Origin of the sequence: Sediminicola luteus, assembly GCF_002514735.1 — a bacterium.
Lineage (GTDB): Bacteria > Bacteroidota > Bacteroidia > Flavobacteriales > Flavobacteriaceae > HQA918.
On sequence record NZ_KZ300476.1, the window covers coordinates 480,741 to 506,332 of the forward strand.

General features: G+C 39.7%; 17 protein-coding genes, 1 other RNA gene and 2 pseudogenes. 10 read left to right on the plus strand and 10 right to left on the minus strand.

The window, feature by feature from the left end:
• The first annotated feature begins 2 nt into the window (after positions 1-2).
• Genes B7P33_RS01870 through B7P33_RS01895 form a run of 6 tightly spaced genes read left to right on the plus strand, consistent with a single transcriptional unit; the run spans position 3 to position 12,035 of the window.
• A complete protein-coding gene (locus tag B7P33_RS01870) occupies positions 3-3,128 on the plus strand; it encodes a type III restriction-modification system endonuclease (RefSeq protein ID WP_097440262.1) in 3,126 nt (1,041 codons plus the stop codon).
• Positions 3,129-3,132: 4 nt separating this feature from the next.
• Positions 3,133-6,360, plus strand: coding sequence for a helicase-related protein (locus B7P33_RS01875; protein WP_097440263.1), 3,228 nt, complete (start codon positions 3,133-3,135; stop codon positions 6,358-6,360).
• The gene (locus tag B7P33_RS01880) at positions 6,360-7,013 is read left to right on the plus strand and encodes a DUF4391 domain-containing protein (protein ID WP_097440754.1); all 654 of its coding nucleotides are present in this window, start codon (positions 6,360-6,362) and stop codon (positions 7,011-7,013) included. Before B7P33_RS01875 ends, B7P33_RS01880 begins: the two co-directional genes overlap by 1 nt.
• 3 nt (positions 7,014-7,016) lie before the next feature.
• Positions 7,017-8,486 (plus strand): DUF2779 domain-containing protein, encoded by a 1,470-nt coding sequence (locus B7P33_RS01885; protein ID WP_097440264.1) that lies wholly within the window; start codon positions 7,017-7,019, stop codon positions 8,484-8,486.
• 24 nt (positions 8,487-8,510) lie between these two features.
• Positions 8,511-10,316, plus strand: coding sequence for an ATP-dependent nuclease (locus tag B7P33_RS01890; protein ID WP_097440265.1), 1,806 nt, complete (start codon positions 8,511-8,513; stop codon positions 10,314-10,316).
• Positions 10,317-10,325: 9 nt separating this feature from the next.
• Positions 10,326-12,035: a UvrD-helicase domain-containing protein gene (locus B7P33_RS01895; RefSeq protein WP_097440266.1), complete on the plus strand. Its 1,710-nt coding sequence runs from the start codon at positions 10,326-10,328 to the stop codon at positions 12,033-12,035.
• 59 nt (positions 12,036-12,094) lie between these two features.
• On the opposite strand, the pseudogene B7P33_RS01900 reads toward B7P33_RS01895, so the two are convergent.
• The 8 genes and pseudogenes from B7P33_RS01900 to B7P33_RS01935 all read right to left on the minus strand — a co-directional run.
• Positions 12,095-12,466 (minus strand): annotated as a pseudogene (locus B7P33_RS01900) (tyrosine-type recombinase/integrase); the annotation flags it as partial.
• A 413-nt stretch (positions 12,467-12,879) separates the two neighbouring features.
• A complete protein-coding gene (locus B7P33_RS01905; protein WP_097440268.1) occupies positions 12,880-13,968 on the minus strand; it encodes an amidohydrolase family protein in 1,089 nt (362 codons plus the stop codon).
• A gap of 89 nt (positions 13,969-14,057) precedes the next feature.
• Positions 14,058-14,606, minus strand: coding sequence for a 1-acyl-sn-glycerol-3-phosphate acyltransferase (locus B7P33_RS01910; RefSeq protein ID WP_097440269.1), 549 nt, complete (start codon positions 14,604-14,606; stop codon positions 14,058-14,060).
• 108 nt (positions 14,607-14,714) lie between these two features.
• Positions 14,715-15,794 (minus strand): iron-containing alcohol dehydrogenase family protein, encoded by a 1,080-nt coding sequence (locus B7P33_RS01915; RefSeq protein WP_245871601.1) that lies wholly within the window; start codon positions 15,792-15,794, stop codon positions 14,715-14,717.
• 15 nt (positions 15,795-15,809) lie between these two features.
• A complete protein-coding gene (locus B7P33_RS01920) occupies positions 15,810-16,508 on the minus strand; it encodes an HAD family hydrolase (protein WP_097440270.1) in 699 nt (232 codons plus the stop codon).
• Positions 16,499-17,227 carry a 3-deoxy-manno-octulosonate cytidylyltransferase gene (kdsB, locus tag B7P33_RS01925; RefSeq protein ID WP_097440271.1) on the minus strand — a complete coding sequence of 243 codons (729 nt, stop codon included), beginning with the start codon at positions 17,225-17,227 and terminating at the stop codon, positions 16,499-16,501. The genes B7P33_RS01920 and kdsB overlap by 10 nt, the downstream gene beginning before the upstream one ends.
• Positions 17,228-17,320: 93 nt before the next feature.
• The gene (locus B7P33_RS01930; RefSeq protein ID WP_097440272.1) at positions 17,321-17,899 is read right to left on the minus strand and encodes a DUF4126 domain-containing protein; all 579 of its coding nucleotides are present in this window, start codon (positions 17,897-17,899) and stop codon (positions 17,321-17,323) included.
• A 108-nt stretch (positions 17,900-18,007) separates the two neighbouring features.
• Complete coding sequence (locus B7P33_RS01935) at positions 18,008-19,444, minus strand: ATP-dependent DNA helicase (RefSeq protein ID WP_097440273.1); 1,437 nt, start codon at positions 19,442-19,444, stop codon at positions 18,008-18,010.
• Between the two features lie 101 nt (positions 19,445-19,545).
• Here B7P33_RS01935 and B7P33_RS01940 point away from each other — a divergent pair, with 101 nt between their 5' ends.
• The 3 genes from B7P33_RS01940 to B7P33_RS01950 are packed head-to-tail and all read left to right on the plus strand — an operon-like array spanning position 19,546 to position 21,558.
• The gene (locus B7P33_RS01940) at positions 19,546-20,196 is read left to right on the plus strand and encodes a hypothetical protein (protein ID WP_097440274.1); all 651 of its coding nucleotides are present in this window, start codon (positions 19,546-19,548) and stop codon (positions 20,194-20,196) included.
• A complete protein-coding gene (locus B7P33_RS01945; protein WP_172435828.1) occupies positions 20,174-21,004 on the plus strand; it encodes a DUF3822 family protein in 831 nt (276 codons plus the stop codon). Before B7P33_RS01940 ends, B7P33_RS01945 begins: the two co-directional genes overlap by 23 nt.
• Positions 21,004-21,558, plus strand: a complete 555-nt coding sequence (locus tag B7P33_RS01950) for an RsmD family RNA methyltransferase (protein ID WP_097440276.1) — start codon at positions 21,004-21,006, stop codon at positions 21,556-21,558. The genes B7P33_RS01945 and B7P33_RS01950 overlap by 1 nt, the downstream gene beginning before the upstream one ends.
• 185 nt (positions 21,559-21,743) lie before the next feature.
• Here the strand turns inward: B7P33_RS01950 and rnpB are convergent.
• Positions 21,744-22,075, minus strand: an RNA gene (gene rnpB, locus B7P33_RS01955) — RNase P RNA component class A.
• Between the two features lie 112 nt (positions 22,076-22,187).
• Here rnpB and B7P33_RS01960 point away from each other — a divergent pair.
• A pseudogene (locus tag B7P33_RS01960) lies at positions 22,188-23,950 on the plus strand (DNA polymerase III subunit gamma/tau).
• A 64-nt stretch (positions 23,951-24,014) separates the two neighbouring features.
• Here B7P33_RS01960 and B7P33_RS01965 read toward each other — a convergent pair.
• Positions 24,015-25,547 (minus strand): choice-of-anchor D domain-containing protein, encoded by a 1,533-nt coding sequence (locus B7P33_RS01965; protein WP_097440277.1) that lies wholly within the window; start codon positions 25,545-25,547, stop codon positions 24,015-24,017.
• Positions 25,548-25,592: the final 45 nt, after the last annotated feature.

The window sequence follows — 25,592 nt, forward strand, 5'->3', positions numbered from 1 at the left end:
TTATGAAGTTACAATTTAAAGAACAGGATTTTCAGTTAGAAGCTGTTAAAGCAGTCGTAGATTGCTTTGAGGGCCAACCACTAAAAACAAACCGATTTACCTTGGAGCGTAGTAAAGAGATTATGCGCAAGGCTAAAATGGCCGCTACAGGAGCTTCCACGTTTGATTTCAGTATCGAAGAGGAAATTGGTTATAGAAATAGCAGTATTCAGATTCTAGAAGGTCAGGTGTTGAAAAACATTCAAGAGGTTCAAAAGGAAAATGACCTTTATCAAAGCCAACAAGTAGAACGTCCAAAAGGCGTTAAGCTCGGATACAACCTGACGATTGAAATGGAAACGGGCACGGGTAAAACCTACACCTATATCCGAACGATGTATGAACTTTTCGAGAAATATGGTTGGAGCAAGTTCATTGTAATTGTTCCAAGCATTGCCATTCGAGAAGGGGTTTATAAATCGTTCCAAGTGACCCAGGATCATTTTCAGGAAAAGTACGGTCACAAGATCAATCCATTTATATACAATTCTGGTCGCCCACAGGACATTGAGAATTTTGCTTCGGATAGTCGTATCAGTGTCATGATTATTAATACCCAAGCCTTTAATGCGCGTGGTAAGGATGCCAGACGAATTTATCAAGAGTTAGATCAATTTGGTACGAGAAAACCAATTGAGATTATTTCCCAGACCAATCCCATTCTGATTATTGATGAGCCTCAATCGGTTGATGGCAAGAAGACCCTGGAGAGTATGCAGGATTTTAATCCACTCTTCACATTGCGTTATTCTGCAACCCACAAAGTGGAGTATAATAAAGTCTATCGCTTGGATGCATTGGACGCCTACAACAAAAGGCTAGTCAAAAAAATCCAAGTGAAGGGGATTAATCTCAAAGGGTCAACAGGGACGACAGGATATTTGTATTTGGAGCATATCAGTTTGAGTACCACCAAACCGCCTTTTGCGGTCATGGAATTTGAACAACGTTCGGGTTCAGGGGTTAAAAGAGTTCGCAAAAAGCTGGGAGAAGGGGACAATCTTTATGAATTGTCCGGAAATATGCCAGCTTATAAGAATCAAACGATTACTGAGATTAATGGGTATTTGAACAAAGTTGTTGTGGGTGGCGAAGAAATATATCCAGGTGATATTGTCAATGACATGGATGAATTGGCATTCAGAAGAATCCAAATACGTGAATGTATTTTATCCCACCTCCAAAAAGAAAAACAACTCTTTGAAAAGGGGATTAAGGTTCTCTCACTATTCTTTATCGATAGTGTCGATAAATACAGAATTTATGATGAGTTTGGAGGCCCTCAATTAGGTGAATATGCTCAAATTTTCGAAGAAGAATACAAAAAAGCGGTCAATGACTTCCTAGACCTATTCCAACAAGATTATAATGATTACCTGAAGGACAACGATCCAAGTGATGTTCACAAGGGCTATATGCCAGTAAATTACAAGGAATATCTGAAAAGGGATGATGCCGATAAGGTACATAACGGCTATTTTTCGATTGATAAGAAAGGATTGAGTGTTGACCCTAAGGTTAAGCGCGGAAGTGAAGAGTCTGATGATATATCCGCCTATGACCTGATTATGAAGGATAAGGAAAGGCTTTTAAGTTTTGAAGAGCCAACCCGCTTTATCTTTTCACACTCGGCGCTCAAAGAAGGATGGGATAACCCCAACGTATTCCAAATATGTGCTTTAAAAAACCCTGAGAGTGGTAGTGAAACCAGAAGAAGGCAAGAAGTTGGGCGTGGTATGCGCTTATGCGTCAATAAAAATGGTAATCGATTGGATTTCGAAGCCGTTGGCGAACAAGTTCATGAAATCAACAAATTGACGGTCATTGCCTCTGAAAGTTATGAAGCTTTTGCTAAAGGATTGCAAAAAGAAATTGCGGCGACATTAAAAGATAGACCACAAAGAGCAGAGGTTGATTATTTTGTCGGCAAGGTGGTGACGGATGAAAAAGGCGAAGAACATCGTATCACCGAAGAAGAAGCAAAAAAGATCCAGTTCAAGCTGATTGTCGGTCAAGTCATCGATGAAAATTATAAGATAACTACGGATGGTAAGGAATTGATTGAGCAGGATAAGATGCCACTTCCTGAACAGTTGGAATCCTATAGAGCTTCAATCGGTAAGTTATTACAAGCCATTTATACAGGAGAAGAATTCAAACCTGAAAATGAACGGGAAACGGTTGTTTTAAGAACTAACAACAATTTCAAGAAAAAGGAATTTCAAGCACTTTGGGACAAGATTAACTTAAAGACCATTTACGAAGTTAAGTTCGATACCGAAAAGCTAATTGAAGACAGTAAGATTAAAATCAATGCCCAACTACATATTGGAGACAGGGTTTATGAAGTTAAGACGGGTGAGCTTCATGATGGGACCAAGGACCAAATGAAGGATGGTTCTCTTATCAAGGAATCTAAAAGAGAACAACAAAAACTGTCCAATGATTTATTTGCTGATGCGGTCTATGATGTTGTCGGTGAAATTGAAGAGCAAACCAACCTAACCAGACGAACCATTGTTGCGATATTAAAATCCATCAGCGAAAAGAAATTCTTGCTCATTAGAAAGAACCCCGAAGAGTTTATTGCCAAGACAAGCAAGTTGATCAATGAAGTTAAGGCCAGTCTAATCATTAACAATATTGTTTATCATAAAACCGAGGAAAGACATGATGCTAAAACGGTTTTCACCAATGATAAATTTGCGCTGAGAAAATCGGACTTGCTTAAAAAGCATATCTACGATTTCCTCACATCTGACTCAGGCATTGAATCCAAATTTGCGGAAGCATTGGAAAATAGTGTTGAGGTTGTTGTTTATGCCAAGCTACCAAAAAGCTTTTATGTTTCAACGCCTGTTGCCAATTATAGTCCAGACTGGGCAATTGTTTTTGATAAGGACAAGGTGAGGCAAATATATTTTGTGGCTGAGACCAAAGGCTCGGACTCTGATTTGGATTTAAGGGAAATTGAGAAACTTAAAATCCATTGTGCGGATGAGCATTTTAAAGAAATCAGTGGCAATGAAGTCCGATTTGAAAAGGTCAGCAATTATGCGAAACTATTGGAAATAGTGCAATCAGAATAGATGAATGAAATTAATTGATAACGTAAATAACCGCCTTGGCGATGACTTGAAAGAAAGTATAGAAAGAGGCTCAAAGCTGAGTATAGCGGCAGCCTCTTTCTCCATTTATGCATTTGAAGCCTTGAAAAAGGAATTGGGCAAGATTGAAGAGTTGAGATTCATCTTTTCATCACCAACTTTCATTGAGGAAAAGTTCCAAAAATTAGACAGAAAATTTTACATACCGCACATTTATAGGGAATCTGAACTATGTGGAGGTGAATTTGAACTTCGTTTAATGAACCAATTGAACCAACGCGCTATTGCAAAAGAATGCGCAAAATGGGTCAAAAACAAGGTAACTTTTAAATCTAACAAGCAAAGTAATCTACCTTTGAATGGAATGATTCATGTCTCAAATAATAATGAGAATGAATACGCCTATACGAATGTCAGCAGTTTTACTTCATCAGATTTAGGCGTTACCCATAAAAAGGGATTTCCAACTTTAATTCAAAAGACTGAGTTTCCCGATAGTAAACACTATCTAGACTGGTTTAATCAGGTTTGGGAAAACGATGAATATTTACAGGATGTAACAGAGCGTGTTCAAAGCTACTTTGAAAGTGCCTATAAGGAGAATAGCCCTGAATTCATTTACTTCATCACTCTATATAATATTTTCAACGATTTTCTCGATGATCTTTCCATCGACAACCTCCCAAATGACCAGATAGGCTTTAAAGAGTCTGTTGTTTGGCAAAGGCTATACAATTTCCAGCAGGATGCGGTTATCGGGGCAATCAATAAGTTGGAAAAATACAAAGGCTGTATTTTGGCAGATAGTGTTGGTTTGGGTAAAACCTTTTCTGCTCTTGGCATTATTAAATATTACGAGATGCGTAATAAAGACGTGTTGGTTTTATGTCCGAAGAAGCTAGAGGCCAACTGGAATACTTTCCGGCATAACGACAAGAATAATATATTAGCAAAAGACCGTTTTCGTTATGATGTTCTCTTTCATACGGACCTATCAAGGGACAGAGGCACAAGCAATGGGCGCAATTTGGAATCCGTCAATTGGGGGAATTATGGCTTAATTGTAATTGATGAATCCCATAATTTCAGAAATAACAACACTGTTGTCGGCAAGGAAAATCGTTATCAAAGATTACTAAGAAAGGTTATCCAGGAAGGAATTGAAACAAAAGTCCTCATGTTATCGGCAACACCAGTGAACAATCGTTTTAATGATTTGAAAAATCAATTAGCCTTAGCCTATGAAGGTGAAGCGGTAAATATTGATGACAAATTAGAAACAGACCGCGGTATCGACCAAGTATTTAAAAGAGCACAGACCGCATTCAACATTTGGAGCAAATATGATGCTTCGGAGCGAACAACGGACAGATTGCTCGATATGTTGGATTTTGACTTTTTCGAGATTTTGGACTCCTTGACCATCGCCAGGTCTAGAAAGCACATAACCACCTATTACGATACGGCTGCTATTGGCAAGTTTCCAGAACGAAACAAACCAGTTTCCATTCAAGCACCTTTGACCGAGGAAATGGATGTTACTTATGTTGATATTGCAGAAAAGCTAACCTTGCTTAATCTGTCCATTTATACACCGCTTAATTATATCCTACCTAGTAAGATGCAACTCTATGCAGATTTATATGACAAGACGGTAAAGTCAGGAAGGCTTACCCAGATTGACCGTGAGAATAGTTTAAGAATATTAATGCGGATTAACCTTCTTAAGCGATTGGAGAGTTCTGTTGATTCATTTAGGATTACACTGGAAGGCATTATATCTCAAATAGAGAATGCTATAAAAATCATTGATAATGGTGACAAGTCTGATTACGAAGGCCTTCAAGCAAAATTGGATGACGAGAACTTTGATTGGGAAGCGGATTGGGGTGATGAAGAAAACGTAATCGGCAAGAAGATCAAGGTGCATATTAATGACATGGATGCAACCAAATGGCGTGAAGACCTAAATGAAGATTTGGAGGTTCTACATGGACTTTGGAATAGCGTGGTTGACATCACAGGTGAAAAAGATGCGAAGCTTCAAAGATTGATTTCAATTTTAGATGAAAAGATAAATAACCAAATTAACCACGGAAATAAGAAAGCGATCATCTTTACGGCATTTGCAGATACTGCAAATTATCTTAATGAGCATTTAAGTAAACACCTAAAGAATAGACATGGCTTGAATACGGCCTTGGTGACTGGAATTAAGAAGTCTTCAAATGCAAAGAAAATCCCACCAGATTTAAATGCAATCCTTTCCTGCTTTTCCCCAATTTCAAAAGATAAAGCCCAACTATATCCCAAGATTACTGAGTCAATCGATTTATTGATTGCAACGGATTGTATTTCAGAAGGTCAGAACCTGCAAGATTGTGATTACCTTATCAACTATGATATTCATTGGAATCCGGTCAGAATTATTCAACGATTTGGTAGGATTGATAGAATTGGATCAAAAAATGAATCGATTACCATGGTCAATTTCTGGCCAGACATAACGCTCGATAATTATATAAATCTAAAACAACGTGTTGAGAGCAAAATGCTTATCAGTAACATGGCCAGTACTGGAGATGACAATATTCTCAACACAGATGAAAAGGATTTGGATTACCGGAAAATCCAACTTCAAAAGTTGCAAGAAGAAGTCATCGATTTAGAGGATTTGCGAGAAGGGGTCAGTATCACTGATTTAGGCCTCAATGATTTTCGGGTGGATTTGACTAATTACATTAAAACTTACGGAGAATTAAAGGATATTCCAGAAGGTTTGCATGCTGTTGTTGGGTCAACGCCGATTTTGGAGCCAGGTTTGATTTTCATTTTGAAGAATGTCAACTCAGGGGTGAATATCAATAAGTTGAATAGACTGCATCCTTATTACATGGTTTATATAAAAAATTCCGGTGAATTATTCCTAAACCATATTGATTCAAAGAAGATTTTAGATGCTGTAAGAATGCTTTGTAAGGGTAGGTCAGAACCGATTGTTGATCTTTGTCAGGACGTTGCAAAAGAAACAGATGACTACCATGAGATGCAAGGATATTCTGAGTTATTAAAGAAAAGCATCGGCAGTATACTTCAAGTTGAAGAAGAAAAGGAAATTCTCAGTCTTTTTAGATCTGGGGGTACCACCGCCTTACAAGATAAGATCAAGGGTATTGAAGATTTTAAACTCATTTCATTTTTAATTGTGCGATGATGGAATATTTTAATCTTCCAGAAACAACAAGGGTGAACAGAGTTGTTCCGAAAAATGCTTTTGACAAGTACACCAACTCGAAACAAAAAAAGCGTTTTACGGATGTTGTACAGCGTATTTCTTGGACCAATAAATTATCGAAGGATACGATCAATTTAAGAAAAGGGGGAGTCGAAGAAATTCAGCTATTCCAAATAGAATTAAAGGTTAAAGATGATATCCGAGATTTGCTAGAAATAATTGATAAATCTATTCCATATCCACTTGTCTTTATCCTTCGATTTCAAAAGGAAGTATTGGTGTCATGCGCAAAAAAGCATGCCCACCCAATAAATGAAGACCATGCGGTGGTTGATTGGGTTTTTAGATCTGGTTGGCATCCTGTGACGGATAAAAGATATGTCTTAAATCTAAAAAAGGATTTGGGCTTTGTAATCCATGATTTATGCCTTCAATTATCAGGCAGAAAGGGTGCTTCAAACGTTTCTTTTGAAAACTTAATTGAGTTTCAGCAAAAGAAGCATTCTTTAGAAAATGAGATTACAAGGCTTGAAAATGCAATGGCGAAGGCAAAACAGTTTAACAAAAAAGTGGATTTGAACACTCAATTAATTGAGACTAAAAAAGAACTAGAAAAATTACTGGCTATTTGAATAATGCAACTAACCAAGACAGATTACATACAATATTTAAATTGCCCAGAATCACTTTGGTTATTCAAAAACAAACCCGATGAATACCCTAATGGCGAATTCTCTCTTTTTCTTCAAAAATTGATTGATGAAGGGTATGAGGTTGAAGAGTTTGCACAAAAATTATTTCCTCATGGTATAAAGCTACCGGAATTTGGTACATCAAAGGACACAGAGGACGCGTTGGAGAATGACGGTGTTTGTTTTTTTCAAGCCGCATTTAAAACAGATAAAGGAGGTTTTGCCCGCATTGATATCTTGGAGCATCTTCATAATAACACCTGGCATATTTATGAGGTGAAATCATCCACGAGTGTCAAGACCAATAAAAAGCATAATCATCTTAAAGATGCCTGTTTTCAAAAAAATGTCCTGGAACAAAATGGGTATAAAGTCTCTAAGGTTTCAATTATTCATTTGAATAAAGATTACATTCGAAATGGTGCTATTGATCCTGGGGCATTATTAACTGTTGAAGAGGTCACTGATCGCATAGAGGAAGTTTATGCAGATGTGGCTATGGAAGTAGAACAAGCGGTTCACTATATTAATCAACCTAGCATTAATGAGACGAAGTGTTCTTGTCGGTTAAACACGCGTACAAATCATTGCGATAGTTTTAGCTATTTCAATGAGGATATTCCGGAATTTAGCATCTATGAAATAGGAAATATCCGAGCTAATAAAATTGAGGAACTTCATGATGCAGGAATTCTTAAAATCAAAGATATACCTAACAATTTCAGTCTAAACGCTAAACAAACCTTGCAACTACAATCCGCTCGAAAAGACAGTCCCATAATTGCACATGCTAAGATTAACAAAATTCTATCTTCTTTAGAGTTTCCCTTACATTTCATTGATTACGAGACCTATGCAAGTGCAGTGCCCCGAATTGATGGGGTAAAACCGCATCAACATATTCCGTTTCAGGTTTCCATTCACACGATGCAAATAGATGGCTCAATAGAGCATTTCGAATTTCTTGCCGAAAAACTTGAATTGCCAAACCAGATGGTAAAGTCAATGTTGGATTATACAGGAAAGGAAGGAACTTTTGTTTCGTGGCACAAAAGCTTTGAAATGGGCCGAAATACTAACATGATTGAATGGTTTCCTCATCATACCGAGTATCTGGAGTATATGAATTCTAATATGTTTGATTTAGAGGACATATTCAAAACAGAATATGTTGATTATCGTTTCCATGGCTCAACATCTATTAAAAAGGTTTTGCCTGTTCTTCTACCCAAATTAAGCTATGATGATTTGGAAGTTCAAAACGGAACAATGGCTCTAGACCTATGGGGTCGAATGGTTCTGGATAATGACTTTGATGAGGATATAAAAGAAGTCCGTCAAAAACTTCTAGAATATTGTAAGTTAGACACTTGGGCTATGGTTAAGCTTTATTGTGTCTTAAACAAAAACTGAAAAAAGAATACGGAAATTTAAATTATGAAGGTTTGTAGGCTAAAAATAAAAAATTTTAGAGGGGTAAAAAATGCAGTCTTAGACTTTAATTCCCAGAACCTTTTGGTTGGCAAAAACAATGTTGGAAAATCAACAATCTGTGAGGCTTTAGATTTAGCATTGGGACCTGATAGATTGAATAGAATTAATGCAATTGATGAGTATGATTTTTACAATAGCAGATATCTTAATGAAGAGGGAGAAAATCCCAAAATAGAAATTGATGCCTATCTGATAGATATGTCAGATGAATTGAAATCTATTTTTGGTTCTCATTTGTCTTTTTGGCATCTAGAAGAGAATAGACTTTTGGGAATAGGTGAAATTGATCATGTCGATGAAGATATCATTGATGAGTGTTTACACTTGAAATTCGTGGGAAGTTATAATGAAGAAGAGGATGAATTTGATGCAAATACATTTTATGTGGATACGGTTGGAAGCGATGAAAGCGATGAATTAGACGTTGTGCGTAAATCATCTAAAAGGATGATTGGGTTTTTATATTTAAGAGCTTTGAGGACTGGTAGAAGAGCTTTGAGTCTGGAAAGAGGCTCCCTATTGGACATTTTATTGAAAGTTGGCGAGTTACGGCCAAAATTTTGGGAAGATACCAGAGCCAAATTAATGAATTTATCTCCACCTTTAGAAGATGACATAGGGTCTTTAAGAACTGTTTTAAACGGAATTGAGGAACGTATAGGGCAATATATTTCTTTGCCAAATGAAGGGAATTCAACGTCCCTCAATGTTTCACAATTAACAAGGGAGCATTTAAGGCAGACTTTATCCTTTTTTATGAAGGGTACTTCAGGGCAATCACATGTTCCTTTTCAGAGACTAGGCACAGGTACTTTAAGTACTTTAGTTTTTGCTATGTTATCGGCGATTGCAGAGCTTAAAAAAGAGAATGTCATTTTTGCTATGGAGGAACCTGAAATATCAATTCCACCCCATACTCAAAGGAGAATTGTTAATTATCTTTTTGCGTCAACCAATCAATCATTTATTACATCCCATTCGCCATATATTATTGAAAGATTTGAAGCCGAAAACATTAATATTCTTGCTAGAAATGAAAATGGTGATTTAACCAATACTAGAATTTCTGACTCTGACTTTATTAAACCAAAAACATATCGCAATAGAATAAGGCATTCAATTGCTGAAGCGATTTTGGGAAATGCGGTCATTATTGGTGAAGGGCTGTGTGAATTAGAAGTTCTATCTGCTGCTTCCGATATACTTGAAAATGATTGTGATAATTACCCTCTGGATTTATCAGGAATCACAATTTTTGATGCCGGAGGTGATGGGCAATTGATAAAGTTCGGCAAATTTTTTGCCTCATTAGGTTTAAAGACCTATGCGTTTTTTGATTACCTGGATAGAACCCCGGAACAAAAAGTAGAATTGAATGAAACTTTTTGTCATTACAAAGAGATTGAATACAAGGGTATTGAAAAATTACTTGTTAATGAGATAAATCCAGATATTCAATGGGAGTTTTTAATATCACTTAAAGAGATGGGGGATTTGCCAAATCATGTAGATATTGAACCTGATAATAGACCTCAAACTAATGCAGAAATATGTGATATAGTATTCAAAATATTGAAAGGGAATAAAGGAGAGCAGATGGCGGTTAGATTGCTCTCGTCCTGTCAACGTACTGAATTACCTAATTCCATTGTTGAATTTTTGAATAAAATATATGAACTACACCCTAAGCCTGATGATGTAGAGCCTTTTGATTTTAATATAGAGCCGGAAAGCGGTAGTCAAAATTAGGTATAGGTAATGGACTTAGATGAAAACAGACGAAAAATAATTAGGTCTAATAGTAACATTTTAGTCATTGGAGGTCCTGGAAGTGGGAAAACTACAATTGCGCTACTTAAATGTTTTGATTTTATAAAGGAAAAAAAATTAAATCGAGGGCAGCAAGTACTTTTTTTAAGTTTTTCCAGAAATGCAAAAGCAAGAGTCATAGAGTCCGCCAGTAGTTTTGAAGAATATGTAGAGCTTAAAAATAAGATTGTAGTTCAAACATTTCATGGGTTTTTCTTGGATATTGTAAAAGATTACGGATATCTATTAGGTGCGAGAAAAAAGATTTCAATTATACCGCCCCATGATGAGGCAATCTTGAGAAGAGGAAGGGAGGAAAATTCCCCAGATTGGTTAAGTGAGCTTGAAAATAATTTTGTAGAGGAGGGTAAAATTGTTTTTGATTTGTTCGCTCCTAAGGCTTTGTCAGTTTTAAAGCGCAGCAGAAGAATACTAAAATTACTTTCAAATAGGTTTCCATTAGTAATTGTGGATGAAGCCCAAGATACTGGTTCTACTCAATGGGAAATTGTCCAATGCTTTTCAAAATACTCGCAATTACTGTTGTTAGCTGACTTGAAACAACAAATATATGACTATAGGCCAGATGTGAGTATTGAGCGAATAAATGAAATACGTGAAGTTTTAAGACCGGTTGAGTATAATTTAGAAGGTGATAATTTCAGAAGCCCCAACACTGAAATTTTGCAGTTTGCATTAGATATGTATGAACGGAAAGATATTAAAAGAACCTACAATGGAGTTGAAATATTTGGTTACAGAAATCAGCTGGGTTATAAACAAAGAGCTTTAAAAAGAGCATTGGGTCAAACATTCAAAACTATTAAAGAAGCCACTGGCGAGTCTCCAAAAAGCGTTGCCATACTTTGTACAAGAAACAAAGGGGTAAAATCAGTTTCAAAGATTTTAAATGAGGCTGGAATATCACATAAATATCAATTTGATGAAATCGCGACTAATATATCTAGTAGGTTAGTAGCCTGCCTCTTAGAACCTGTAATGGATGAACAACAACATTTGATTTTTTGTTTATTTATTGTCAGAGAGTTTTATAGTTCTAAAGGAAAGTCAAAAGATGTTGATAAGGTTGATCGTTGGATTAATGATGTTAAAGAAGGTAAAAGAATAAGAGGAACGTTTGTTTCTTCTCTATCTAGAGTTATATCACAAATAAAGCTAGTGAGATTTTCAGGAAACCCAGCTAAAGATTGGAGAAATATTCAATCGATATTGGTGGATTCAAATAATAACAATGAGCTTATCAGAATTGCAAAGTACTCAGAAAATCTCGTTGCGTTTAACCGAGGGAAAAAAATAATGGAAGGGTTGACCAGGGCTTGGGATCAAATGAGGGGTTATATTGATGCCAGAGGTGTTTTACAAAATGCATTGATAGAAACTCAAATTTCTAATACGACTCCAAAGGAAAATGGAATAAATGTCATGAATATGCATCAATCCAAAGGGAAGGAATTTGACTCGGTAATCATTTATCAAAATGATTACGAATGTTCATTTGAATTAAGAGATGAAAGAAATAATCAAGAAAAAATAAGAAAATTACTTTTTGTAGGTTCGACTAGGGCAAAACAGCATTTACAAATTGTAATTCAGTTTGGTGCGAATATTTCAATGATTCAAAACCTTAAAACGGCATGAGAAGTAACAAAAAATAATTGGCACTTGATAGTATAGAAAAATCTCAAAATAATTATTTCCTAAATCTCCAATCTCTCCTGATATTCATCCATCACATGCGTTGGCAGTCCCTTGATGTAAATTTCCGTAGTGGAGAGTTTGGAATGACCGAGCATTTTACTCAAGGCATTAATTGGCACATCATTTAAAATGAGATTGGTCGCCATTGAGTGACGGCTTACATAACTGGTCAAATGCTCTTCAATGTCGCAAAGGCCCGCAATTTCTTTTAGGTTTTCGTTATAGCGTTTTCTTTCCCACCGCATATCATTGTATTGATGTAGGGGCGATTTGCGTTTGATAATAGGGAAGATAAAATTGTTCTTGGACTTACCCTTTGTATAGAATTTCAAGATAGAGGATAACTGTTCTGTTATCTTAATATCATAGGGCTTGGCCGTCTTTTGTCTTTTGTATTATACCCGTCCATCAATAATATTAACTCATTTTTAAAAATGCGAAATGAATCCACCAGATAATTTTCAGTAATTCAAAGTATCTTGAATATTTAGTATATTCGGTATGGATGGATACCCTAAAAACAGTATGGGTAGTTTAATAATTATATTTGCTCCATAAATATGGCTATAATTCGAACAAATATCGAACAAATTTCAATAACATATAATATAGTATATTGAAAATAAGAAATTTAACTTATGGAATATGATATTCAGAACGTGTTCCACAATATGAACGAAGAGGGGTAAACCCGTTTATTTTTCGGTATTCAAAACATGCACTAGACACTTAGTACTATTTACTAAATACTTTGTACTAAATACTAGAAACTAAAAATCCCCCATCACTCAAATAAACCCGGGTCAATATCCGGCAACAGTTTTAGGGCGTTTTTGTAGTACACTTTTTTCAACACCTCATCAGGTAGGCCTAGTCCGTATAGGGCCCAAAAGGCATGATATTTCTTGTGGTAGGGAAAATACTCGTCGCTCGATTCCAACACCCTAAAATAGGTGGGAAATTCCTTAGGTTTCCAACTGTCCTTCCCAAATAGGATGCGGTCTTGGTACTTTACAAAAAAATCGTGTGCGAACCGGGGTTGACGGCCTAATTCGGCAATCACCGCCGATATGCCCACATACATATTGGGCATGGCATCCAACAATTGACTTAGTCGATCCAAATCATTGGCAAACCAGCCCATATGAGCATTAACAAACTTGGTTTTGGGGTGTTTTTTGAACATACGGTGTTGTTCGGCAATGATCTGCTCCCAAGGGGCCGGATTTGTAGCCGAACGCTTTCGCCTTGGATGCGTCTTCAGCTCTAACCAACGTTCGTTATCGGCATCCATGGGGTCCCAAAACGATTTGGGATCGGCCGAATGGATCAAAACCGGCATACCCAACTCCCCGCACTTGGTCCATATCGGATCTAGACGGGGATCGTCGACCGCAATGCGCTTACCATGCACATCTTTGTTCCGTAAACCCAGACTTTTATATACTTTGAGTCCGCGTGCCCCGTTATCGTAATCGGCCTGTAGCTGACTTACGGCTTTTTCGGCCCAATCGGCCGTACCCACCCCTTCGAAATCGACATTGGCAAAAACGATAAAGCGGTTTGGATAATGCTTTTTCACATTGGCTACGGCCCGTTTTAGGTTATCGCCATTACCGCCACTTAAATTCACCATAACCGCCATATTAAGAGCATCCATTTCTTTGATTAAAACCGAAAGGTCTTGGGTGGGCATACGAAATTGATGGCTATGGATATCTACAAAAGGGAACTTGGCCCGTTTCACAGAGTCTCCGGGTACCACCAAGGTGGAGGTGGGGTTGTATTCTTCAAAACCCATATTTTGGCCCCATACCGTTGCCGTACCAAAGATTAGCAATGCCATTAAGGGTATACGAAAAGTAAAATGCATGATTTATTAATTGGTTCACCCCTAAAAATAAGGGAATAGGCATAAACCGGAAGAAATTTAACACCTTCTTACCAAGACCATCCTATCAGTTAGGATTGCGGCTCAAAAGAATACTCAGGCACTTTTCCCAAAGCCCCCTTAAAAAAGGCTTCGAAACGGGCCATATCGGCAGCCACATCGCCTGTGGTGTATTGGGGTTCGGAGAATCGAATTTCCTTTTTGCCATAATCAAAGGCCACCAGTACTACCGGTACCTGGGCCCCATGGGCGATATAATAAAATCCGGTCTTAAGTTTAGCTACTTTTTTGCGGGTACCCTCGGGCGCCAAAGAAAGTCGGAACTCGTCGCGTTCGTTATATATATCGATGATCTGCTGCACAAAATTGGTCGATTTACTGCGATCTACGGGTACACCGCCGAGTTTTTTGAACCACCAGCCCAAAGGGGAATCGAAAAGACTTTTTTTAGCCACATAGTTTACTTGGGCGTTACGCGAATTCCGCACGAATATGCCCAAAAAGAAATCTTGCCAATGGGTATGGGGCACCACCGCAATCAAATATTTTTTTAATTCTGGGAAACCTCCGATTACCTTCCAACCCCAGACTTTTTCCAAAAAGAATTTTGAGAATCCCATGTGCACTTTGGTTTAGCTATTAGATTGAGACCGCTTCGCTTTTAGACTTTACAGTAAATTAATCCCGTTTATTCTAATAATCCATCTTACATCGGCCTTTGCGGCCTATTATATTTTTCTATACAACCCTTCGATCAATTCCGGGCTGACTTGTTTTTTCCAATCTGCGCCCAAGGCATTTTCCCATAAAGGTTCTAACGATAGGGCCACTTTTACCATAGTTTGCATTCCGGCATCATCTACCTGTGAACAGATATCTTTGGGCAATACAATCTTATGTTTTTCACACATTTCATGGAACAGGGCGACCCCTTCGGGGTAAAAATCAGACAAATGACGGAACACCAAACAATTGCCAATACCATGGCGCACCCCTAACAAAAAGGACAGGCCATAGCTAAGCGCATGGGCTACCCCGACTTGGGAATAGGCAATACTCATACCCCCATGCCACGAGGCCATCATCAATTTTTCGCGACTGGCCAAATCGCGTTCGCCATTCAAGAACACCTCTTTACAAAGCTCCATGGCCTTTTCACCATAACTTTGGCTAAAAGCGTTCAGATAAGTACCATTCAACGATTCAACGCAGTGAATATAACAATCCATGCCGGTATAGAACCATTGGTGGTTGGGTACGCCTTCGGTAAGCTCTGGATCGAGCACCACCTGATCAAAGGGGGTATGATCCGAATTGAGCCCCAATTTTTTCTCCGGACCCATTAAAACGGCTGTTCGCGATACTTCGGCCCCGGTGCCACTTATGGTAGGTATACCCACATGGTACAGACCGGGTCGTTTTACCAAATCCCATCCTTGGTAATCGGCCGCACTACCCGGGTTGGTCATTAACAAAGCTACCGCTTTGGCCAAATCGAGTATACTGCCCCCGCCCAAGCCGATGATCCCGGAAGGTATTTCCTCGAAATTATCTTGTAACAGGGCCACCAAGCGATCTACTTGTTCCGTTTTGGGTTCTTCGGTGGTATCTATAAAAATGAGTCGGTCTTCAAAACGCAAAGGCAATTTTCCGAGTAGCGGCTTATCTTCAAATACGGCATCGACTAGATAAATAAAAGGTGCCTCGGTATTTCTGCGTTTGGGCATCAATATGCTATCCAATTGGTCTATACAGCCCGGGCCATAGACTACCCGAGGTACCATTGGAAAATTTCTGAATTGCCCCATATATCAGTGTTGGTTTTACAAATATTTTAAGACCCCACGAATGGAATCCAAACTTAAATAGGTATCGGAAGCATGGTCACCTTGTACCATTTCGTGCTGCCAAGTGGTATGGAACGGAATATGGATGGCCTGTGCCCCGATGTTTACGATAGGCAACACATCCGATTTCAAGGAGTTACCTATCATCAGGAATTTCTCGGCCGGAATACGCAAATGCTCCAACAAATTGCTATAGTTAGTTTCCTTTTTCTCACTTAGCACCTCTACATGATGAAAATATTGGGCCAAACCGGATTTTTCCAGCTTCCGCTCTTGATCTAACAAATCGCCCTTGGTCACCACCATAACATGATATTTGGGAGATAAGGTCTTGAGTACCTCTTCTACCCCATCGAGCAATTCTACCGGATGGTTGATCATTTTCTTTCCGATTCCGATAATCTTATCCAATACTTCCAGAGATACCCTGCCATTACTGATTTCCATGGCCGATTCGATCATTGAGAGCATAAAGCCCTTGACCCCATAACCATACAGGGCCAGGTTGTCCATTTCTTTTTTGAACAATTCTTGATCGATCTTGTTTTTGGTCTCGTATCCTTCCAACAAAGAAGCAAAGGCTTCCTCGGCCTCCCTGAAATAAGTTTCGTTTACCCAAAGGGTGTCGTCGGCATCGAAGGCGATGTATTCTATTTTCGAAAAATCTACTTCCATACGGCCTTGGCTTTGGCAAGATCATCGGGGGTATCGATCTCGATACCGGTAACATGGGTCTCCACCATTTTTATTTTTTTTCCGTATTCCAAATAACGGATGGCCTCTATCTTTTCCGTGGCTTCCAAGGCCAACATAGGTAAACGCTGAAAATCCATTAGGGCCCTTTTACGAAAGGCGTACACTCCTTTATGCTTAAAGTATTTGGCCCCGGCATTGATATCGCGTGGATAGGGAATCGGTGCCCGTGAGAAATAGAGGGCAAAGTCTTTATTATCGACGATAACCTTTACGTTATTCGGATTATTGATGTCTTCCAAAGCGGTAATCGGGGTCATTAAACTCGCCAGATCAATCTCTTCGGTTTTGTCTTGCTCGAACACCTTTACCAAACTGGCCAAACTTTCCTTTTCAGTAAAAGGCTCATCTCCCTGAACATTTATGATGATATCGACCTCCATATCGGATACCGCCTCAGCGATGCGATCGCTACCACATTCATGTGCTTTTTGGCTCATCATGGCCTTGCCTCCGGCCTCGGTAATGGTATTGAAAATGGTTTGGCTATCGGTAACCACGATAACCTCGTCGAACAAGCCGGTATCGCGGGCCGCTTCATAGGTACGGACGATGACCGGTTTTCCGGCAAGATCCTTCATCAATTTCCCAGGAAATCGGGAAGCCGCGTAACGGGCCGGGATCATGGCAATAATCTTCATCTAGTCTTAATTAGGTTAACTGACTGGGGTTACACTTCTTTTATCCGACCTAAAGCATTCCTTATTCACACCCGTACTGGAAAAAATCAGAATTTAAGGGTTGACCGCCCCTTTTTTCGGACGTAGTTTTCTATAGATCTTAAAAATGAGGGCTAAAATAAGAATAACTAAGATGGCGGCAATAACCGGTGCGAAAATTGACGCGGTAGAAACCACTACACTGGCACCAGTCTCGGTGGCCGACACCAATGGATTGGCCAAACCGCCCGTACTTGCCGTTGATGCCAACCTGCCGGTGGCATTCGCCCCTTTAATGGCCGTTGCCGTACCGCCCCCGGCGATTATCGCCAAGGTCCAGGTTACCATAGGGTCGAGACCGGCCACGGTACTTACCATAACCGCCGTACCCGCGATGGCGGCCAAAGGCACCGCAATACTGTCCAAAAGATTATCGAACCAGGGAATGAAATAGGCAAAGATTTCCAATACCATGGCCACGCCTAAACAGACCAATGCCGGTAAAGTACCGATCCAGGCCCAGTTGTCGTTCAGTTCCCAAATATTGAAATAGGCCGCCAAACTTAGGGCGAACATGGGCAAAAAGACCCGAAAACCCACCGAAGCGGCCAGGCCCACACCCAAAAATATACTAAGTATCGTATCTGAATCCATGTAAATGTGTTAGTGTATCTTATTGTACGAATAGCGAAAAACGTGCCGTTTTGCATCAACATTCATCTGCCAAGGCCACGCTTACTATCTTGTCTTAAATATACACTATTAGTCCGCTTCGAAAAAATCATCCTTGAATCCGATCAGGTAGAGTTTCTTTTTAGCTCGGGTTATGGCGGTATACAGCCATCGCAAATACTCGCGATCCGTTCCATTGGGTAAGTAAGGTTGTTCTACGAAGACCACGTCCCATTGCCCCCCTTGCGATTTATGGCAGGTCATGGCATAAGAGAATTTCACCTGAAGGGCATTAAAGTATTTGTTGTTCTTTACGGCCATAAAGCGTTTGTAGTTCGACTTTTCGTTGGCGTAATCTTTGTTTACCTCTTGATATAGCCTGTTTCCGTCTTCGTATGACAAAGATGCCGCTTCGGCCGTAATGGTATCTAACAACAGAACGGTTTCAAAGGGGCTCATATTCGGGTAATCGACCATCTTTACCTTAACCTCGGCAAAAGAGAAACCGTACAACTCCTTTATGGCAAAAATCTCGAGTACTTCGATAATATCACCATTAGCTATAAACCCGGCCTCGGAATGGGGTTGCAACCAAAAATAATTGTTCTTGACCACCATCATATAATCGCCAACGGCAATCTGGTTCTCTAAAAACAAAATCCGTTCGCGTATATTGGCGTTGTATAGATTCGCCCTTTTATTAGAGCGCACGATAAAGGCCGTTTCTTCGCGCCCATGTTCCGAATAAGCACTATCTATAGCCTCTTGTACTTCGTGCCCATCTACCAACCTTTGTATGTCGGTATACCCCTCCAAAGCAAATTGGGGTTGTATATCAAAGGCATCCTCTAAATCGAGCCGTAAACGGGTAGCGTTGGAGAGTATTCCGGAATCCGCAGCCTGTCGTACTACCTCATCCAATAGCTGTTCGCTAACCTCCTTATTATATTGTAACGCCAAACGGTCTGGATCTAAAGCCGGACTAATACTTAAATGTACGGGGGGCAACTGGGCCACATCGCCCACCAACATCAACTTACAGTTATGGCCCGAATACACATATTGCATTAAATCGTCGAGCAAGGAGCCATTTTCAAACAATTTGGAATCGGATGGGGCATCCGGGATCATAGAGGCCTCATCGACAATAAATACCGTATCTCGATGTTTGTTGGGAGACAGAACGAATTTTACCCCGCCCCCTTTTTCCTTGCGAGGTACATATATTTTTTTATGGATGGTCAGTGCCGTGGTTTTGGCATAATTCCCCATTACTTTGGCCGCCCTACCCGTGGGCGCCATTAAAACGGCCTTGGCCCGGGCCTTCCACAAATTTGAAACCACCGTACCCAACAAGGTTGTTTTACCCGTACCCGCAAAACCTTTTAACAAGAACACCCTATCTTTTTCCTTACCTAGAATAAAGTGCGCCAGTCCGTTAAGGGTCTCATCTTGTTTTTCGGTGGGTTGATGCGGGAAACCTTCCCGTAAAATCCGGTAAAATGCTTTGGTATCGATTACTTCCATGAACCCCCAAAGATAGCGAAGGAAAATGCCCTAAAAACTTTTGCGATAAAAAAAAAATTGTAGATTTGTCACAACCACTAAACATAATTAACACTTAAGAAATGAAAACCCTTATACAAGTAGTACTTTGGCTCGTGTGTATCTTTTTGGGATATCAAATTTACCAATCTGTAAACGCTCCCATCAAGTTTAAGAAAGTGAAGCAAGAGCGTTTTGCCGAAGTAATTTCTTCATTGAAGGACATCCGTAATTCCCAGGAGGCTTACAAAACCGTAAACGGGGTTTTCGCCAAGGACTTCAATAGCTTGGTAAAATTTGTTGATACCGGAAAATATGTAATCACCCAACAGCGTGATTCTTCTTATATGGAGTATGACAAAACCTATCAAATCGACCTTTTGAAAGAGGTTAAGATAATTGACACCCTTGGTTTTGTTGCCGTAAAGGATTCTTTGTTCAAGAACAGCGACCGTTATAAGACTATGATGAACGTTCCCAACGCCCAAAACGGTGAGAAGTTCGAAATGAAATCCGCTACAGTTGAAAAGAGTGGCTACAAAGCATCCGTATTTGAAGCCAAGGTCAAAAAAGACGTAGTGCTTTACGATCAACCCCAAGATTTAAGAGAGCGTGAAAACGTTATGCAAAGTGTAGAGGAAGTAAATGGCGCTGAGATTACCGTAGGTTCATTGGACGATGTTAGTACCAACGGAAACTGGCCTCCTATCTATGACAAAAAAAGTGACAACTAATACCGAAGATTTACATATTTCGGATTACCATACATTGTCCATTCAAGTGAGCTTGAATGGACTTTCTTTTTGTGTTTTCGATACTTTGGCCAAAAAGGTCTTGCTTACCGAAAAGACCAGCTTTACGGAAGCCGTACCCCCAAAGCGGATAAAACAATCGTTACAGGCCCATTTGGCCAAACACGGCATTGACGGCAAAGCTTTTTCCAAAGTGACCGTTATACATCGTAACCCTAATTTCAGCTTGGTTCCAAAGGCGTTGTTCGACTCCAAGAAATTGGCACACTACCTTAAATTCAATACCGAAATCGACAAAGACCAACATATCGTTTTCGACGATTTGGAACATGCCGACATGGTAAATGTGTACACGCCATTTGAGAACATAAACAATTACCTCTACGACCTTTTCGGCGACTTTGAATCACAGCACAGCTCTTCGGTAATGATTTCGTCATTATTGGCAGATGCCAATCGCGATGCCGCAGCCAGTTGTTATGTATATTTCGGGGAACAGCACATGGACCTAACCATAGTGCAGCAAAAGCGATTACTACTGCATAATATTTTTGAGATCAATGCCCCCGAAGACGCCACCTATTATCTTTTGTTCGCTTTGGAACAATTAAAATTAGACCCAGAGACGACCCCGGTCAAAACCTTTGGTAACATAGAGGAAGGCGACTCCCTATATCAATTGATACATACCTACATCGAAAAACTAGGGGTTTTCGTGGTGGAAAATCCAGCCTATTTGACCGAATCGGAAAGCGAAGCCATCGACTTTACGGTAATGAAGACCTTATAATGCGTATAATCTCCGGTACCCACAAAGGAAAGCGACTGGTAGCCCCAAAGAACCTACCCGTTAGACCCACAACCGACATGGCCAAAGAATCGTTGTTCAATATTCTGAACAACCACTATTTCTTTGAAGACCTATCTGTACTCGACCTGTTCTCAGGCACGGGTAATCTGGCCTATGAATTTGCCTCCCGAGGTGCCGTTCAAGTCACCGCTGTAGACATTAATGCCCATTGTGTGCGCTATATAGACCGTACCGCACAACAACTCGATTTTCCGATTACCGTTATTAAAAGCGATGTTTTTAAATACCTGGAACGCGCTCGAATAGCTACGGATATCATCATAGCCGATCCGCCCTATGACCTGCCCAAATCGGAATTCGAAAAAATCGTAACCATGGTTTATGAGAATGACCTACTCAAAGAAAATGGGGTTTTGATTTTGGAACATTCCAAGCATACCGATTTAACGGATCTGGCCCATTTTTCCGATGCCCGTAAATATGGTGGTAGCGTATTTAGTTTCTTTTATGCCGAAACAGAAGAAGAAGACTAAGCCCTTATCCCAAATTTTTCTAAACGGATCACCCAAACCGTATACATTTTAAAAGACGAAAAATCTAAGGTCGATTATTAACGTGCATGTAGCCAGTATGCTTTGCGCTTAGTTGGCTTGCTATGTCTTCTTTTGTAATTCAGATATTATATTTATTTCCTATTTAATCGAATTCAGGTTAAAAAGTAAAAAGCAGGCCATAAGCCGGGTTCTGTACCCCGCGAACAGGGTTCCCTATCATTTATCTAGGCCATGGATTACCCCATGGCTCGATCCGCCTACCCTCCAGCATGGGCGTGCAACCCTCCCCCGACCAAGGTCGGGACGCTGGTATACATGGCGTTTCACCACATAGAGTTTACCTGATTTCACTACAGCATTACCTGTACATACTTTCTGCTGCACTTGTCCTCGCTTTTCAACGGACGGGTGTTACCCGCTATGTCACACTACGGTGCCCGGACTTTCCTCCCCTTACCGAACAAGTTCGGTTCGCAGCGATAAGGTGGCCTGCTTAGCCGCCAAAGGTAAGCCAATTGTTGATAATTTAAGTAACTACCCTGCCTTTCATTACCCAATGAATGCCCCCGTATTGCTATATTTGCCCTATTCGTTAACCCATTTCGCCTTTGGAACCTTTTGTAGTATCGGCACGGAAATATAGACCCCAGACATTTAAAGATGTGGTGGGCCAAGCTTCCATTACCAATACCCTACTCAATGCCATTAACAACGACCATTTGGCCCAAGCCTTATTGTTCTGTGGCCCTAGAGGGGTTGGTAAGACCACCTGTGCCCGTATCCTGGCCAAAAAGATAAACCAAAGCGATACCGATAGTGAGGACGAGGATTTCGCTTTCAATATTTTTGAGCTCGATGCGGCCTCGAACAACTCGGTTGACGACATTCGTAGCCTTATTGACCAAGTACGGATTCCGCCTCAAGTAGGGCAATACAAGGTCTATATTATAGATGAGGTACATATGCTGTCGCAGTCGGCTTTCAACGCCTTCTTAAAGACCTTGGAAGAACCGCCCAAGCATGCCATTTTTATCTTGGCCACTACCGAGAAGCATAAAATAATACCGACCATATTATCGCGTTGCCAAATCTTCGATTTTAAACGCATTACGGTTACCGATGCCGCCGAATACCTCAAGTACATAGCAGAAAACCAGGGTATAGAAGCCGATCCGGATGCCTTGCACATTATTGCCCAAAAGGCGGATGGCGCTATGCGCGATGCCCTTTCCATTTTTGACCGGGTAGTCAGTTTTTCGGGCAACAAACTCACCCGTAAGGCCGTTACCGAAAACCTGAACGTACTCGATTACGACACCTATTTCGAGGCTACCGATTTAATTTTGGCCCATGACATCCCGGGCTTGTTGTTACTTTTCAACAAATGCCTGGCACAAGGTTTTGACGGCCATCATTTTATTGCCGGTCTGGCGTCACACTTCAGGGATTTAATGGTATGCCAACAACAAAGCACCATATCGCTTTTAGAAGTCGGGGAAACCGCCAAGGAAAAGTATCTAGAACAGGTAAAAAAAACCGGACTGGCCTTTTTGATTCAGGCTTTGGAAATCGCGAATACTTGCGACTTAAAATATAAGACCAGCCAAAATAGGCGTTTGCTCGTCGAACTTGCCCTAATGAAACTGGCCTCTATCGGATTCGATGGAGAAAAAAAAAAGTGAGCACCCTAGTTAAAGGTGCCCTACTCTTACCCATAATACCCGCTTCCCATTTTAGGAACGAACCACCGAAACCCGTTATACAACCCAGTACGGGAGACCGGGCTGAAAAATCTACAGCCGAGATTTCATCGATTGAGGTAACCAAACCCAAAACCGTTACCCCTACCCCAGCTCCGGTCGAAAAACCGAAGATTACTTTAAAAAAGCTGGACATCAACCAACCCAAACAACGGGTATCGGGTCTATCGTTATCTAGCCTACGAGCCAAAAAACAGCACGAACTCAACAGACAAGAGCAGGAAGAAAAACCCGAAAACCTACCCAAGGATGCCTTTACGGAAGCCGACATGCAACGGCATTGGCACGATTTCGTTGAAAAGATAAAAGGTGAAGGGAAACATATTTTAGCCTCCAATCTCAATACGGATGTGCCGAAAATGAAAAATGCGGAAACCATTTGGATCGAACTGCCCAATGAGACCATGAAAAAGGAAATTGAGCGCGACCAATACGACCTAATGGTTTACCTAAGGCAAAAGTTGAACAACTATAGCGTAAACCTCTATATCACCATAAACGAGGAAACCGCCAAAAAATACGCCTTTACCCCTCAGGAAAAATACGAGAAGATGCGGGAAAAGAATCCGGCCATAGAAAAACTAAGGCGTGGATTTGATTTGGAGATTTAACATCACTCAAAATTTAACCAACTTATTTTACAACACACCGTTACTTAACCATAGCATAAAATTGTTACTCAGCACATTTTGCATTTTGCAAATCCAATAAACTAGGATTATATAGATTTCCAGAACACATATATTCTTCTCCAGGCTCTCCATAAAATCCTTCCCCTAAATTTCCGTTTTGAAGTAACGAGTTAAGCCCACAATAATCTGACAATTGGGCGTTTCCAATAAAAACGATTTGTTCAACACTTTCAAGGTTTTCCAATCCTGTTAAGTCCTTTATTAAAGTACCTTTGACCTCGAATTTACCTTTAATCGATTTAATCTTTTTTAAATCTTCTAGGGTTCTGATTTCTTTTTTCTCATTATCAACCCAGCTTTCACTTATAGTTAAATCCCCATCAATAGTATGATAGTAATCCCTGACTGTGAGTTGACGAATATCATATGTATCATGAATCGAATAATCTCCGTGATAAACTCCTTCTGGTATTTCATTTGAACAATCAGAGTACACAATATCATAAACACTAGGATTATATCTATTAAAGGAGGTTAAACCAAAACCACCACTATACCCCTTGTTTTGAATCAATGATTTAATACCGCAATAATTATATAGCGCAAAATTCCCACTAATCCGAATATCTACGACGCTTTTAATTGAAGAAAGCCCATTTAAATCTTCTATGAGTTCATTTCCTTCAACAATTAAATCCTCTTTAATACTTGTAACCTCTGAAAGACCATCTAAATTCTTAAGTTTCGGATGATTTTTAATACGTAAATTATCCCCTACCTCTTGTATATTCGACAAACCATTTAAGTTAGTAAGCTCCTTATTAGACAGTAAGCTTAAATAACTAGACAGCTTAGTTACACCAAGAAGCGCATCTATGTCTTTCAATGCATAATTAGATAACAATTGAATACTAATCCCAACATCTAGATTTTCTAACCCATCTAGATTCTCTAACTTACCAGTACTAACTACCTGAAGACTACCTACATAAACTATTTCGTTCAGACTAGCAAGACTAGTAATCTGGGACACAGTATTAATATTCCCAATATTTAAGGCCCCTGTAATTTCGGTATATCCTAATTGAGCAAAGCTCTCAACTTCATCTTGGGTATTAAGTACCACTGAACCTTCAAATATTGAATCTACGCCAAAACCACTAATCAAAATACTTTCATCCCCTTCTGTAGCGTTTGACTCAATTTCAATGGAACCACTATAATCAAGTATTTCCGAAGGACTAAAAGTAACTACAAACTCCTTGGTCGTATCTGGAGAAATATTTACAGATGTAACATCTATTGTAAAACCACTAGGCAGCCTTACATTATTTATATTCAAAGTAGAATTACCCGTATTCTGAACACTGAAAATTCTGGTAGTCGTGATTCCAACAACAACATCACCAAAGTCAATCTCATTGGAATCATCAATTAACACATTAATAACTGCCGTTTCTTCAACTTTGGATTCAGGCACTTCCTTTACCTCTTCTTGATCATTTGAAGAACAACAAGACAAAGTAAAAACAAAAAACAACAAGAATGTGCCGAGGAAATACCTTACTAAATTCATAAGTTTTTCTTAATAAAACGCCCTTTGTTACGTTTTATTATCTCT

Coding starts and splice junctions, on each gene's coding strand:
- B7P33_RS01870 (WP_097440262.1), top strand. CDS start 3: ATGAAGTTACAATTTAAAGAACAGGATTTTCAGTTAGAAGCTGTTAAA.
- B7P33_RS01875 (WP_097440263.1), top strand. CDS start 3,133: ATGAAATTAATTGATAACGTAAATAACCGCCTTGGCGATGACTTGAAA.
- B7P33_RS01880 (WP_097440754.1), top strand. CDS start 6,360: ATGGAATATTTTAATCTTCCAGAAACAACAAGGGTGAACAGAGTTGTT.
- B7P33_RS01885 (WP_097440264.1), top strand. CDS start 7,017: ATGCAACTAACCAAGACAGATTACATACAATATTTAAATTGCCCAGAA.
- B7P33_RS01890 (WP_097440265.1), top strand. CDS start 8,511: ATGAAGGTTTGTAGGCTAAAAATAAAAAATTTTAGAGGGGTAAAAAAT.
- B7P33_RS01895 (WP_097440266.1), top strand. CDS start 10,326: ATGGACTTAGATGAAAACAGACGAAAAATAATTAGGTCTAATAGTAAC.
- B7P33_RS01905 (WP_097440268.1), bottom strand. CDS start 13,968: ATGCATTTTACTTTTCGTATACCCTTAATGGCATTGCTAATCTTTGGT.
- B7P33_RS01910 (WP_097440269.1), bottom strand. CDS start 14,606: ATGGGATTCTCAAAATTCTTTTTGGAAAAAGTCTGGGGTTGGAAGGTA.
- B7P33_RS01915 (WP_245871601.1), bottom strand. CDS start 15,794: ATGGGGCAATTCAGAAATTTTCCAATGGTACCTCGGGTAGTCTATGGC.
- B7P33_RS01920 (WP_097440270.1), bottom strand. CDS start 16,508: ATGGAAGTAGATTTTTCGAAAATAGAATACATCGCCTTCGATGCCGAC.
- kdsB (WP_097440271.1), bottom strand. CDS start 17,227: ATGAAGATTATTGCCATGATCCCGGCCCGTTACGCGGCTTCCCGATTT.
- B7P33_RS01930 (WP_097440272.1), bottom strand. CDS start 17,899: ATGGATTCAGATACGATACTTAGTATATTTTTGGGTGTGGGCCTGGCC.
- B7P33_RS01935 (WP_097440273.1), bottom strand. CDS start 19,444: ATGGAAGTAATCGATACCAAAGCATTTTACCGGATTTTACGGGAAGGT.
- B7P33_RS01940 (WP_097440274.1), top strand. CDS start 19,546: ATGAAAACCCTTATACAAGTAGTACTTTGGCTCGTGTGTATCTTTTTG.
- B7P33_RS01945 (WP_172435828.1), top strand. CDS start 20,174: ATGACAAAAAAAGTGACAACTAATACCGAAGATTTACATATTTCGGAT.
- B7P33_RS01950 (WP_097440276.1), top strand. CDS start 21,004: ATGCGTATAATCTCCGGTACCCACAAAGGAAAGCGACTGGTAGCCCCA.
- B7P33_RS01965 (WP_097440277.1), bottom strand. CDS start 25,547: ATGAATTTAGTAAGGTATTTCCTCGGCACATTCTTGTTGTTTTTTGTT.